Consider the following 13,669-nt stretch of genomic DNA (forward strand, 5'->3'; position numbering starts at 1 on the left):
CGTTCGCGGCGACGCTACGACCGATGACGCCGCATGTGGAACCGCCGGTCGATCGGATGATTACAATCCGGTAATTCCACTGGCGTCCGGGAATGTGCATGGCGACGCGATCGGAAGGAAAGAAGGCGATCGTCCTCGTCGTCGAGGACGAGGCCATGCTTCGAATGGCAGCCATGGACCTGGTCGCGGATGCGGGCTTCGAAGCCATCGAAGCGTCGAACGCCGACGAGGCGATACGTATCCTTGAGGCTCGGACGGACATCCACATCGTGTTCACCGACGTCGACATGCCGGGGTCGATGGACGGCATCAAGCTCGCTGAGGCCGTCCGAGGTCGATGGCCTCCAATCGAGATCATCGTGACATCGGGGCATCGGATCGTGGCCGTCGAGGACCTGCCGAAAGGCAGCGTCTTCTTCGCGAAGCCTTATCGGGACGAGCAGATCGTGGCCGCGCTTCGGCGAATGGCGGCTTGATCGGGAAGACCATTTCGCCTTGCGCCGCCTAACCTGATCGAAGGAACCCTACCGTCGTTCGAGGCTCAGGCCGGAGCGAGCGTTCCCTGGCGCCAACCGGCGGCCTTGCGAAGCACGCGGGACAGGTCCTCGATCGAATACGGCTTGTGAAGGAGTTCGAAGCCGAAGGTGCCGTTCTGCGCGAGCACGTGGCTGTAGCCGGACGTCAGGACCATCGGCAGGCTCGGGTAGCGTCGCCGGATTTCCTGGCCGAGTTCGATCCCGTTCATGCCGGGCATGACGACGTCCGAGAACACGACGTCGAACCGATCAGGATCGCTCGCCAACGCCGCGAGGGCCTCGTCGGCGTTGGCCGCGAGCAGGGTGCCGTACCCCAGTTCCTGGAGCGACAGGGTGGCGAACGAGCCGACGTCCTCGTTGTCTTCCACGACCAGCACGCGGACGCCGTGGCCGTCGACCAAAGCGTCCGACGCCGTTCCGTTGGCGACCGCGTCGTTCGGCTCCGACGTGCGCGGCAGGTAGAGGCTGAACGTTGTCCCTCGCCCCACTTCGCTTTCGACCGCGACCTCGCCGCCGGACTGCTTGACGAAGCCGATGACCTGGCTGAGCCCGAGGCCGGTCCCTTGGCCGACGCCCTTGGTCGTGAAGAAGGGTTCGAAGATCCTCTCCAGGTCGGCCGCCGCGATGCCCGAGCCCGTGTCGGACATGGCGACGACCACGAAGTCCCCCTTCACGACGGGTTGGGACCGCGTCTGTGGAACGCTCGTCGCCGTCGTCACAGAAATCGTGAGCTGGCCTTCCCCGTCCATCGCGTCCCTGGCATTCACCGCGAGGTTGACGAGTGCCGTGTCGAACTGGCTGGGGTCGGCATCGACGAAGCAGGGCCGGTCGGGCAATGACGTCTCGATACGGATGCGTGACCCCGTGAGGGTCCGGACCATGTCACGGATGGTGCCGACGCTCCGGACGACGTCGAAGACTTCGGGCTTGAGCGCCTGCCGCCGCGCGAAGGCGAGCAACTGGCCGGTCAGCTTCGAGGCCCGGGTCGTCGTGTCGGAGATCGCCTGGACGTAACGCTGCCGTCGCTCCTCGGCGAGGTCGGCACGCTTCAGCAGGTCGACCGAAGAGCGGATGACGGTGAGCAGGTTGTTGAAGTCGTGCGCGACCCCGCCCGTCAGCTGGCCCACCGCTTCCATCTTCTGCGCCTGCCGAAGCTGTTCCTCGGCGAGTCGGAGCGCTTCCGTCTTTTCCTTCTCGGCCGTGACGTCCCGACCGTAGGCGTAGATGAGGTCGTCCTCGGGCGCGGCCACCCAGGACATCCAGCGATAAGTCCCGTCCTTGCGACGATACCGATTGAGGTAGGTCGGCAGCTCCTCGCCCTTGGCCTTGTCGAGGGAGCGCCCCGTCGAGGGCAAGTCATCCGGATGGACGAAGTCGAACACGGTCAGGCCGAGCATTTCTTCGGGAGACCAGCCGAGGATCTTCTCGGCCACTGGACTGACCGAACGGAACACGCCTCTTCGGTCGATGACGACCAGGAGGTCCTGGGAATTGCGCCACACGCGGTCGCGCTCGCGTGTCCGTTCCTCGACGCGCCGTTCGAGGTCGGCATTCAGATCCCGCAGCCGGTCCTCGGCGAGCCGGCGCTCGATCGCGGCCCGGGTGCGGTCGGCGACGTTGCGCACGAAGGCGGTCTGCTCCACGCCCCAGTGCCGGGCCTTGTCGTCGTGGACATAGAACATCGCCACGAACCGGCCGTGCTCGAAGATCGGAAGGTTGATGACGGACCGGACGCCGATCGCATCGAGCGCGGACGTCTTGGCGATCGTCCGGCGATCCGTTTCGGTGTCGTCGACGACGACCATCGCGCCTCGTTTCAACTCGTCGACGAAGGAGCCGAAATCCCGGAACGTATGCGTGCCCGCGATGCCGGCGACACCCGGAACGGCCCAGTCCTTCTCGATCGTGATGACCTCCCCGGCGAGGCTGACCGTTCCATAGCCGGCTCGACTCGCGCCCAACGTCCGGCCCATGACCTCGGCCGCCGCGAAGGCCATCTCGGCGGGATCCGTCAGGTCGCGAAGGCGATCGCCCAGGTCGAGCACGGCAAGACGTCGGGCCTCGGCCTGCTTCCGCTCCGTGATGTCGACCGACGCGCCGGGGAACCGGATGGGAGTCCCGTCGTCGTGCCGGACCAGCCGCCCCCGCGCCAGCACCCAGCGCACGGAGCCGCCAGGCTGGAAGATGCGGTATTCGTTCGAGAACTCCTCGGCGCCGGCAAACAGACGATCCAGTTCCGCCTGGAAGTCCGGAAGGTCGTCGGGGTGGATGTTCTTGACATACTCGGACAACGGGGCGCCGCGGGCGGCCCACTCTGGATCGACAGTGTAGATCCGCGCGAAGTTCGCGTCCGCATAGATGACGTCGGCCCGCAGGTCCCAGTCCCAGATGCCCACCATGCCCGAGGCGCCGAGCGCCAGGTTCAGGCGCTCCTGGCTTCGCGCGAGCTTTTCGGCGACCTGCCTGGACGCGGTGATGTCGCGACCCACCGAGACCAGCCGTTCGGGTTCCCCATCGGGACCGAGCAGCGGCGAGATCACCACGTCCCACCACTTCGGCGTCCCCTTGTGGGTGGGACAGAACCCCTGGAACTGGCCCTTTCGTCCGGCCCGAGCCTCGGCCACGGCGTTCCGGGCGGCCTCGTTGTCCGCGCCGTTCCAGACGCGGAGCCACGACAGGCCGATGATCGCGTCGACGTCCGAGATCTCCATGGCCTCGATGCCGCCGGGGCTGACGAACAGGGTGTGCCCGTCGAGGTCGAGCACGACGGTGCAGTCGCCGCTCGAATTGAGGATCAGCGAGTTCAGCCCCTCGGCCTCGCGCAGCGCCGCCTCGGCGTGCCGGGCCGCCGTGATGTCGCGGGAGATGGCCAGCAGCTTCTCCGGCTTGCCCTCGCCGTCCAGGATGGGCGTCACCCGCACGTCCCACCACTTCGGCGTGCCCCCGAAAGTGTCCGTCCGACCCTGGTAATGTCCCGTTCCACCGGCCCTCGCGGCCTCCACCGCGACGTTCGCGGTGGGGCGCAGGTCGTCGGGGCACGTGACCGGCCATGCGCGGCCACGGAGCGCCTCGAAGTCGTTGACCTCCATCGCGCGTCGGCCGCCCTCGCTCATGAAGGTCAGATTGCCGTCGAGGTCGAGCACCTGGATGCAGTCGTCCGACGAGGCGAGCACGCCTTGCAGGAACTCCTCGCTGACGCGAAGCTTCTCGTCCGCCTCGCGCCTACTGGTCTCGTCGCGCACGATCTTGATGAAGCCGATGTGCTCGCCGGCCTCGTTGCGAAGCGGCATCATCTCGCCGTTGGCCCAGAAGCGCGAGCCGTCTTTCCTGAGGTGCCAACGCTCGTCGTTGCCGCGCCCGGATTCCAGGGTGCTCCGCATCTCATGGCCGACGCGATCGGCCGCGCGATCCTCGGGCGTGAAGAAACGGTCGGCGGGTTCCCCCCGCATCTCGGCGATCGACCAGCCGAAGATCCGCTCCGCCCCGGCGTTCCAATCCGTCACGAGGCCTGCGCGATCGGTCGCGATGATCGCGAAGTCGACCGCGCTTTCCAGGATTTGACGCTGCCGGACGTCGCCTTCGCGCATCGCCCGAAGCGCGGCGTCGCGCGCCCGCATGGTGCGCCGTAGTTCCATCTGGGCCATGACCTGGCCCGCCAGTACCTCCAGCGCGGTCGCTTGGGCTGCGCTGAGCCCTTCCGGACGGGCTTTCGTGTCGATGACGCAGAGGGTCCCGAGGGCGAGGCCTTCGGGTGTCTCCAGCCGGGCCCCGGCATAGAAGCGAATGAAGGGTTCGCCGGTGACGAGCGCGTTCTCGCGGGTGCGGGGATCCGCTGTCAGATCGGGGATGACCAGGAGCCCGGGCCGGGCGAGGGCATGCCGGCAGATGGACACGTCGAGCGGCGTCTCGCACCCGTCGAATCCGGTCCGGGCCTTGAACCATTGCCGGTCGGCCGCGACGAGGCTGACGAGCGCGACCGGCGCCTGGCAGATCTGGCTCGCCAGGAGAACGATGCCGTCGAAGCCGGGCTCGGCGGGGGTGTCGAGGATGCCGTAGCCATCGAGGATCGAGAGGCGTCTCGACTCGTCGGCGTTGGCGTCGCGGGTTTCAACCATCCGCATCGGCCCGGCGACTGACGTCCGCATGGAGCTTTTGCATGTCATCACGCTCCATCAGCTTGCGTAGGCTGTCGCGGACGACGTCGCTGGCGGTCGGATGGTGCCCGGCGACGACCTTGTCGCGGACGTACCTGACGAGCCGTTCGTTGAGCACGACGTGAAGGGTATATTTCGCGGGCATGAGCGGAATTACCATGGGTCCACAAAGGTGTCACCCAAGCGCCGCGCCACATCGGTTCTTCCGGAAGGCCCTGCACGTCAGGACGTGACGGCCTCGCAAGTCACGGGCCCCATCGCCAGATGGAAGTTTATGACCTCGCCTGGTTTGTATCAGGAAACGCTACCTGCTTTCGGCTGTGACCAACGTTGACGACGAGGCCGGGCCCGTGCCGAACGATTGAACTTCAAGACCGGATCGGCCGGCTGATCGGGATGGACCTCTTGAACTCGTCGGCCGCCCGAACGAACGGCTCGACGGCCTTCAAAGCCCCGATGGCGACCGCCCGGTCCCACAGCAGGCCGATGTCCTCCCCGTGCCGTACGTAATCGTGCAGGGCCTTCATCGCGGGCTCGTCGCCGTAAACCTTGCGGAGGCGTAGAACGTCAGCGGTCGTCCGCGCCTTGTCGGTGATCCGCATCCGGGCGCCGCCGATCATGTGGGTCTCGATGCCGACCGTCATCAACGGACCTGACCACCCGACCGAGCGAAGCGTCGGCCCCCTGGTCCTGCGGGTCAGCTTCGGGTCGACGGCCAGCCATAACTGCCAGGGCAGTTCGTCGCTGATGTCGTGGAAGAGGCAGGCGCTGTACATGCAGATGATCGCGCTGGGGTGCAGCAGACAGGCCGCCCCGTAGGACAGCCATTCGAAGTGCTCGCTCAGGCCGGCCATCGAGATCCACACGCCGTCGATGACCTCGATGGCGCGCTCCTCCTTGGCCGCTTGCGCCAGCGCCCCGCGCGGCACGCCGGCCCGGACGATCTCCCGAACCGTGTGCAGGTTGTCGTCCGCGAGGACGGCGTCCAGGCGAGATTGCTCGTCCCTCATCGCGTGTCCCCTTCGCCTGGCACCTCGGGCGTCCTCGGTTGGCCGGTGGTCCATTCCCAGAAGCGGAACAGCATCTCGTCATGCAGGCGCGCCCGCACGGCAGTGATGGATTGCATGACGGTGACGCCGACCCGGACCCGCGCCCAACGTTCCGTCTCGGTCGCGGCTTCAACGACGGGCGGCAGGGACTCGGTCATGCTCCAATGGCCGAGATAGGCCTGCAAAGGTTCGTCCGGGCGGATGCCTTCGGCCCGGCACCCATGAACGAAATGCCAGAGCGGCGACATGGCGCGGCCGGCGCCGTCGACGGTGAACCGGGCGTCAGGCATCACGCGCCTCCCCGGGCACGTGCCGAGCCCATCCCATTGCGGCGTCGGCCAGGTCGCTCTGCTGACCGCCGGACGGCATCCACGATCCTGAGGCGCCGGGTTCCCTCCGCGATGGCCCCAACCAACACCACGGCAACAAGAAGTCCGGTCGCATCTAAGTCGACATCGTGCACGCCGTGCAGCCGCGCGCCGAACGCCTCGCGCAGCACGCCCCCGAAACGCCCGAGGGCGTCGTCTTCGATGTCCATGCCGATGTCCGTTCAAGAAGGGCCGTCAAGGCGGCCTGATGCGACCCCGGCAGCGACCGCGTGGTCATGCCGGCCCGCCGCGCCGATCGAGGGGACGGTGACGGGCGGAAGCGATCTTGCCGAGCCCGATGGGCTTCAGCGCATGATCAGCGAGGTATGTTCGTGCAGGTCAGGCGAAAGGAAAGCTGCAAGGGGCGGCCTTCTCTGTTGGCGCCGGGCGGCGATCGTTTGATCCGTCCCGGCCTCGGAGTCAAGGAAGATCCAGTTCGGTAGCAAATAGCGCTACCTGGCACCCGTCATAGTGTAAGGGACGCGTCGTTCATAGGCTGCCGCCGCAAGGCGTGTTCGCGCCGCAGCGCTGGTCGGCGTGACGATGTACCCGGTCGTGAGGTCACCGATCATCGCTGAAGCGTCAGGTTCATCGAGGCGCCAGCGCACCGCCACCAACATGCAGATGAGGGCGTCCAACCGGTCTTGGTCCCCCTTCGTGGGTCGGTCTGACGCTCTCAAATTTGCGAGCCATGTGTCCGCCTCGTGACAACCAAGGCGGGTTGCTTCGGACATGACGACCGTGATGACGCGCTGCCAGTGTTCCAGGCGGAACGTGGCCCGACGACCCGGGTTGTAGCGTGGGCCGGCCAAGCGACCGAAGAACTCGTCCGCGAGCGAAGGAAAGGCGAGCGCGGGAAAGACCTCCATCAGGTGCAAGCCTGTCATTGCGGTCCTTACGGCCAATGGGTCCTCGACGGCGCCCAGGCCCGATAGGAACCGCCACACGGGAGCGCCGTCGTCGAACATGCCGCGCCGGCCACGGTTGGCCGGCTGGACGCCGCCGCCGACCCAGGAAACCAAGGTCGCAGCGACCTTCTCGACAGGACGCATGCCCGTGGCGTTCGGCACGATGGTCGGCTGATCGAGAGCCAACAGAGTCGGTCCCGCCCTGTTGGGCAGAGCGCGGATGAACTCCAATGCGGCGGCGAAGCCGACGAGACGAGGTGCGAGGAAGCCGCTGAACACCGACCCGTCGAAGTGGATCGAGCAGATGGCGCCAGGCGCCTTCGAATTGTCGGCCCAGGCCGAATCGAACCCGATGAATGTGGCCGGCGATCCCGCCGTCACGCAGCCTTCACGCGGCCCTTGGCGTCCGGTCTCAATCGGAACCGCTTAACGGGCGGGTCTCCCTCGGCACGCGGTTCCGCCTCGAACAGCTTCTCATGGTCTTCGCGCATCAGGATCTTCTTCCTGATCGTGGCCTCCGTGAGGGGCTCCACATGGAACCTCGCCTCGCGACGCAGTCCCTCGTCCAAATCGACGAGCATCTCTTTGGGGGTCTTCCACTCGTTGGGCACCATCAGACCCGCGATCTCAAGCACGACGCGATCCCAAAATTCTTCGGACCGACGCCGTTGGAGGAGCTTCTCGGCCCTCAATTCCTTGCGCAACGTGACGATCTGCACACTCATTTGTCCGGCCACCGCGAGGTGGCCGTCTGCCAGGGCAAGCGCTTCGTTTCTGAGTTCGAAGGCGTAGCGCCGCTGCGAGTCAAGCTTCTCGATTTTTGAATCGAACTCCGCCCTGATCTTCTGCGTCGCCCTCTTCCAAATGAGCATCAACCTCAAGTCTATCTTCTGATGTTCTTCCAGCGCGAATCCCTTCCTCGCCAGCCTGAACTCGATCCTCTGATCCTTCCAGCGCTGCAACGACCGGCCCACGTCACGGTGAGAGCCACCGTTGGGGAGGGCCTGGATCAACGTTCGTATCGACACGTCGCCTTCCTCGCCGAACAACCTGTCGGCAAGCGGGAAGATCGCTTTGTCCTTCTTCTCGTCCTTTTTCCTGTTCTCGGCCATGGCGACACCTCCACAGGGAGCCTGCCACCGGCAGCTGAGGAAAGCGTGAAGCCGTGGGAAACAGGTAGCGCAACCCGTTACCGACCCGGTGTGTCGACGATCGTTCGAACGATGCGTTCACCATGTCTTCGCTCCCGATTTGTCGCCCGTCGATGCATGGACTATTTCCGATCGCATGACATCGCCCGCCACAAAGAACCGCCTGAAAGGCAGCGCCATCACGCGCCGCCGTCGCGGCCGCGCGTCGACGATATCGGGCGTCTGATCGACGGCTCGGCCGTCACCGTTCGTCCCCCCTCGTCATTTCGTCGCCGAATCCCGCACTCGCGACCTCAATGGAGGCCTCTATGCCTCGCTTCTGGACGTTCTCAGACTTGCATCAAAACTGGGCCGACAACGCCTGGGACCCCTCACGTTGCGTGCCGCCCGGCGGCTTCGACGCCTTGCTCGTCGCTGGGGACGTGCATTCGCCGCTGACGGCGGCGCTCGATTGGCTGCACGCCCGTTTCCCGGGAACCAAGGTCCTGTACACGCCGGGCAATCACGACCATTGGACGGACGCCAACCGCGACGACAAATTCACCTTCGCCGACCAGATCGCTTGGGGGCGGGATCTCGCCGCGCGTTACGGCATCGACCTTCTGATTGACGACACCGTCACGGTCGACGGCGTCAGGGTGATCGGCACGACGCTCTGGACCGACTTGGCCCTAGGGCCGGCGCCGTTCGCCCATGCCGCCAAGCACGCCCAACGCACGATGTTCGACTACCGGCGCATCAGGCGCCGGTCGGCGGGGCCCCACAAATACGTTCGGACGGGAGACTTGCTCGCCGTGCACCGGACGAGCCTTGCCTACGTCACCGACCGTATGTCGCAGCCGCATGACGGCCCGACCGTTGTCATGACGCACCATGCGCCATCGGCACGGTCCCTGAACGCGGACGTGAAGGACTTGCCGTGGTGCTACGCCACCGCGCTCGATGACCTCATCGTCACCGCGAAGCCGGACGTCTGGGTGCACGGTCACGTGCACGGCAGGTTCGACTACCGGATCGGCGACACCCGCATCGTGTGCAACGCGCTGGGCAACCGCGAGCAGGCGTCGCGGAAGGTGTTCGATCCGACGTTGGTCATCGATCTCCCTTGAAAGAGCCTTGGCGGGAGGATTCCCGCCAAGCTTCCTGGCCTCCAATGGCCGTTGACTCGAATCGAACCGTTCGGCATTCGTTCCTCATGACCCACGTTGCGACACACCTGCGGACCCCCCGGATATCGGCGCATCACGCGACCGAATCCGCCTTCGCATGTCCCCCTGCGTAGCCGGCCAAGCCACCATTAAGGGGGACGCATGATCAGCGTGGTCCCCAATGTCATCGCTTCCTGCCTCAACCCGCGCCGTCGCGGTCCGCACCTTCCGTTCGGCCAAGACCGCTCACGCGGTCCCGATCGCATCCGATCTCGTCGAGACGGCACTCGTCCAGGCAAGCCTCGATCCCGAGGTCCTCGTCATCGCGCCCGTGCAGCCCCCGACCTGGTCGCCTGACGCCCACCCGGTCGCCCATTTCGTGGTGACCCGTGCCGACGAGAGGATCGGCGTGCATGTCGCCGTGGAAGACCACACACCGGACGTCGAGCCCTCGCCCGACCGATTGAAGACGGTCGTGCTCCGTCCCGCCGACCTTCGCGCCGAGCCTTTCGCCAACAACGTTCGGCTCGCCTGGGCATGTGCCCGCCGATGGTACCCCGCCGGCGATCAGGTCCGCATCCTCAGGTTCTTGCAGGAGAACGGGGAGAGTTCCCTGATCGACGCCGCGCAGGCCGCATCGGCTTCGAGCGATCCGGTCGCGACACTCATGGCGATGGCCTGTCGCGACCTCCTCGAACTCGACTTGAGGTCCGGGCCGCTCGGTCCAGAAACGCGGGTCGCGCGCCGCCTTGCGCCGTGAGCGCCATGCTTGCCGCCCTGCTCAAGCCCCCTCGTAACAGCCGATGCCGCCGCGTGCAGGCGTCGCCCCAATCCCCGGAGGCCATGATGCCCGACGAGAACGACGACCTGTCCGAGGCCGACCAATTCGAGAAGGACGCCCGAGAGGGTTACGCGCTCGCGAAGAACGGGAAGCCGGGCCGCAGGCTGCCGGCCAGCGACACGCTGGTCGACAAGGTCATCAAGGCGACGCTTCCGGCAGGCTTGAAACGCAGGATCAGAGGCCGGGCAAGCCTGTGCCTCGTCATCGAGGTTCCCGCGGCCGACTGGACGCGCCCCGTCGTGGATGCCTGCCGCCGTTTGGGGTCCTGGCGCGCCATCTACGAGGGGGAGTCCAACCCCAAAAACCGCAACAAGGACAACGCGTCGGTCACCACATACTTGTCCAACGGCGGCCGCGTCCTCGGCGTCTCCCATGCACCCGACACGCTGCTGCCGACGTCGATCCTCGGCAGCGCGGACGTCCGGCTGACGCTGGCGCCGCCCGACGAAGCCGTCATTTCGGACGTCATCCTCGTCGCCACTGCACGCAGGCCCAAGGACATCCCGCCGGGACTCGGCCAATCGCTGTCCTACTCCGAGATCTGCGGAGCCATCCGCGTCGGCTCGAAGGCGTCGGAGTGCGTCCAACGGCTCGCCGCCGCAGCGAACGCCAGGAGCGGGTCGACGGCAACCGACCACGTGCCGCTCCTGGACGAACTCGCCGGCTACGGCGAAGCGATGGCTTGGTGCAAGGATCTGCTCGCGGACGTCGAAGCGTGGCGAAGGGGCGAGGCCCCATTCCCGACCAACTCCCGGATCGTCTTCGCGGGCCCGCCCGGCACGGGAAAAACCACATTGGTGCGCTCCCTGGCGCGCTCCGGACAGCTCAGCTTGGTGCCGACCTCGGTGGGCGACTGGTTCGCGAACTCTCCCGGCAATCTGGACTCGGTGATCAAGCAGATCGCGGAGGTGTTCGCCGCGGCGAAGGCGGCCAGCCCGGCCATCCTGTTCCTCGACGAGTTGGACGCCATCCCGAATCGGGCGACCATGAGCGACAGGGGGCGAGACTGGTGGCTGCCGGTCATCACGTTCATGCTGACCACCCTCGACAGCGCGGTGTCTCAGGCGTCGCGCAATCTCATCATCATCGGCGCGACGAACTTCGGCGATCACCTCGACGCCGCGCTCGTCCGACCCGGACGTCTCGAACGGATCGTCACGATCGAGACGCCGGACGACCCCGAGACACGGGTCGAGATCCTGCGCAGCCACCTTGGAAGTGACCTGCGCGACGATGACCTGTCGCTGGTCGGCAGGCTGACGCCACGCGCGACCGGCGCCGATCTAGCCGGTATCGTGAGGCGGGCGCGAAGGAACGCGCGAGCCGGCGCTCGACCGATCTCGCCGGCCGACCTCATCGCCCTGGTGATGCCACCCGAAACGCGGGATGCCGCAACCTTGCGCCGGGTCGCGGTGCACGAAGCCGGACACGTCGTGGTGTCGTCGGCAACCGGCGTGACCGTCCGTGGGGTCAGTGTCGTACAGGGAGAGCTGTCCGGGGGTTGGATGGCGAGCGACCCGGTGATGGGCGGCATGCCCGTGCGGTCGGAACTCGAAAGGTTCGCGGTTGTCTCGCTGGGCGGGGCCGCCGCCGAGGAGGTGATCCTGGGCGAACGATCGGTCGGGGCCGGCGGGGTGAAGGGGTCCGACCTCGCGAGGACGACCGAAATCCTTGCGATACTGCGGGTGAGCTTCGGGCTCGCGGACGCCCTGGCTTTCCGTGCTCCCCACGACGAGGCGATCGCGCTCCTGGAGAGCGATCCGGTGCTTCGCAAGGCGGTGGAGGCCGACATGCGCCGGCTCATGTCGCGGGCCGGACGTATCGTGGAGGATAACCGCGCAGCAGTGGAGGCCATCGCGGCGGCGCTTCAGGAGCGGCGGTTCCTCAGCGCGGCAGATATCGAAGCCGTCCTGCACGCGGGCGGTCCTATTAACGGAGCTTTGACTCCGATCCTAAGTGATCGCAGCTCGGATCGTTAGGATCCTAAATGCGTAGATTCTGATCCTTTCGGATTCAGCTCTTCTACAGCTCTATCAGGTATGGTCTCCCACATGAGCAGCATGGTCCACCATAGCCCGATAGCGGGCAACGCAACGAGCGCCCTTTAGGCGTCGGCGAACGGCCATTGCGGGCCTCTCGCCCGCTCACTCGGCACTCGGCACGGCTTCCCAGCGATGACGTGCTTCGACAGATGCCCCGGCGAGAGGAGGGACCCATGTCCAAGATCTTCCTTCTGATAGCGATATCCGCGACGCTCTGATCGCCTGATTCCGCCCGGGTCCTTCCAAGGCGGCACAGCCTTCGGACTCCGTCGAACGCGCGGCGGGAAGCTCTAAGCTTCTCATATCGGCGAACCATGGCCACGGCAGATTCTGCCCGCCCGTCGCGCCGTCCGCGCTGCACCGCCTTCCAGACATTCGCTCCTTCCGGCCCGAGGACCATTCTCGGGCGACGGCGGAGTTACATCTCGCGAGCGCCCCATGACCTACAGCAACGACAATCAGCGACCCCGCCGAAACCCTTTCGCCGTCCACGCGAACGACAATCCGCCGCCACCGGACTGGTACAGCGGCTTTTTGCCGGCGGACGGCGTGCCCAACCTGCTCGGCTATCCGAACGACGACGGGTTGATCGCGCGTCGTTCGCGACTGCACCGGGGAAGGTTCAAGCTGAACGGGCTCACGTACGACGCGCGTGGCCTGGATCTCGTCGAGAACGTCCCGGACGGCGAACAGGTCGAGGTCAGGATCGACCTGTCCGACCTCTCCTCGGCCTGGATCGAAGATCCTCTCCTGGGTGAGTGGTTCCCCGTTCGCTGCGTGCAAACCCGCTATGCGCGGGGCGTCTCCTTCGCAGCGCACCTCAGGCTGATCGAGGACTACGTCCGCTCGGATCCCATGCCGCCGCCCTGGCACGAGGCGGACGGCGCGGCGGGTTCCGGTTTGGACTGACCTTTTCCCTTTCCGGCGGGGCGAATGCCCGTTCCGCCGGATCGACCAAACAGACTGCGTTCATGCCACCCGGCACCCGTAACTGACTAGGAGTCAGACATGACTTACTTCCTTGTAGTAGAAGGCACCGTCGAATCCCCGACGTTGCTGTCCGGCGAAGGTACCCTTCGGAGCGGAGCAGTCACGGTGCCGGGAGGGATCCTCCGGTCGCCCGACGCGGTCGATCTGGGCGGACGAGTCGGAGACTCCGTTCGGCGCGGCGTGCTCACGGTGCCGGGCGGGACCTTCTGGTCGGCCGACACGCTCGATCTGAGCGGACTCGTCGGAGACGTCCAGGTCCGAGTGCTGATCGACCTTTCGGACAAAGACCGCGTGCTGGTTTGTCACCCCGAAGACGGACGCCTCTTGCAGGCGCACCGTTTGACGGACCTCGATTGGCAGCCATGTTCGCTGGTTGTCCGGGCGAGCGATCAACCTCAGTCGGATATGGCCGAGGACGTGAGGCGCCGGGCGTAAACCCGAGCCCGCCCGAGGTGTCACGCCGCCCGGCCGGATCCCTTCGG

General features: G+C 66.3%; 13 protein-coding genes. 6 read left to right on the forward strand and 7 right to left on the reverse strand.

From position 1 onward, the window contains the following. Window positions 1-98: 98 nt before the first annotated feature. Window positions 99-476 carry a response regulator gene (locus M8523_RS17730; protein WP_282586227.1) on the forward strand — a complete coding sequence of 126 codons (378 nt, stop codon included), beginning with the start codon at window positions 99-101 and terminating at the stop codon, window positions 474-476. A gap of 65 nt (window positions 477-541) precedes the next feature. Here M8523_RS17730 and M8523_RS17735 read toward each other — a convergent pair whose 3' ends face one another. The 7 genes from M8523_RS17735 to M8523_RS17765 all read right to left on the reverse strand — a co-directional run bounded on the left by M8523_RS17735 (window position 542) and on the right by M8523_RS17765 (window position 8,127). After that, window positions 542-4,651 (reverse strand): PAS domain S-box protein, encoded by a 4,110-nt coding sequence (locus M8523_RS17735; RefSeq protein WP_282586228.1) that lies wholly within the window; start codon window positions 4,649-4,651, stop codon window positions 542-544. Next, window positions 4,644-4,835 (reverse strand): ribbon-helix-helix domain-containing protein, encoded by a 192-nt coding sequence (locus tag M8523_RS17740; RefSeq protein WP_282586229.1) that lies wholly within the window; start codon window positions 4,833-4,835, stop codon window positions 4,644-4,646. The genes M8523_RS17735 and M8523_RS17740 overlap by 8 nt, the downstream gene beginning before the upstream one ends. Before the next feature lie 223 nt (window positions 4,836-5,058). Further along, entirely contained in the window at window positions 5,059-5,700 is a 642-nt protein-coding gene (locus M8523_RS17745; protein WP_282586230.1) for a type IV toxin-antitoxin system AbiEi family antitoxin domain-containing protein, read from the reverse strand. Beyond that, complete coding sequence (locus M8523_RS17750; RefSeq protein WP_282586231.1) at window positions 5,697-6,029, reverse strand: hypothetical protein; 333 nt, start codon at window positions 6,027-6,029, stop codon at window positions 5,697-5,699. The genes M8523_RS17745 and M8523_RS17750 overlap by 4 nt, the downstream gene beginning before the upstream one ends. Beyond that, the gene (locus M8523_RS17755; RefSeq protein ID WP_282586232.1) at window positions 6,029-6,277 is read right to left on the reverse strand and encodes a hypothetical protein; all 249 of its coding nucleotides are present in this window, start codon (window positions 6,275-6,277) and stop codon (window positions 6,029-6,031) included. Before M8523_RS17755 ends, M8523_RS17750 begins: the two co-directional genes overlap by 1 nt. Before the next feature lie 282 nt (window positions 6,278-6,559). Further along, window positions 6,560-7,396, reverse strand: coding sequence for a DUF429 domain-containing protein (locus tag M8523_RS17760; protein ID WP_282586233.1), 837 nt, complete (start codon window positions 7,394-7,396; stop codon window positions 6,560-6,562). Beyond that, complete coding sequence (locus M8523_RS17765; protein WP_282586234.1) at window positions 7,393-8,127, reverse strand: hypothetical protein; 735 nt, start codon at window positions 8,125-8,127, stop codon at window positions 7,393-7,395. Before M8523_RS17765 ends, M8523_RS17760 begins: the two co-directional genes overlap by 4 nt. A 347-nt stretch (window positions 8,128-8,474) precedes the next feature. Here M8523_RS17765 and M8523_RS17770 point away from each other — a divergent pair, with 347 nt between their 5' ends. From M8523_RS17770 to M8523_RS17790, 5 genes are all read left to right on the forward strand, one after another. After that, window positions 8,475-9,275, forward strand: a complete 801-nt coding sequence (locus M8523_RS17770) for a metallophosphoesterase (RefSeq protein WP_282586235.1) — start codon at window positions 8,475-8,477, stop codon at window positions 9,273-9,275. Between the two features lie 220 nt (window positions 9,276-9,495). After that, complete coding sequence (locus tag M8523_RS17775; protein WP_282586236.1) at window positions 9,496-10,074, forward strand: hypothetical protein; 579 nt, start codon at window positions 9,496-9,498, stop codon at window positions 10,072-10,074. 86 nt (window positions 10,075-10,160) lie between these two features. Continuing rightward, window positions 10,161-12,134 carry an AAA family ATPase gene (locus M8523_RS17780; protein ID WP_282586237.1) on the forward strand — a complete coding sequence of 658 codons (1,974 nt, stop codon included), beginning with the start codon at window positions 10,161-10,163 and terminating at the stop codon, window positions 12,132-12,134. A gap of 501 nt (window positions 12,135-12,635) precedes the next feature. After that, window positions 12,636-13,106 carry a hypothetical protein gene (locus tag M8523_RS17785; RefSeq protein ID WP_282586238.1) on the forward strand — a complete coding sequence of 157 codons (471 nt, stop codon included), beginning with the start codon at window positions 12,636-12,638 and terminating at the stop codon, window positions 13,104-13,106. A 99-nt stretch (window positions 13,107-13,205) separates the two neighbouring features. After that, a complete protein-coding gene (locus tag M8523_RS17790; RefSeq protein WP_282586239.1) occupies window positions 13,206-13,622 on the forward strand; it encodes a hypothetical protein in 417 nt (138 codons plus the stop codon). Window positions 13,623-13,669: the final 47 nt, after the last annotated feature.

This window comes from Lichenifustis flavocetrariae, from assembly GCF_026130545.1.
Taxonomy (GTDB): Bacteria; Pseudomonadota; Alphaproteobacteria; order Rhizobiales; family Beijerinckiaceae; genus Lichenihabitans; species Lichenihabitans flavocetrariae.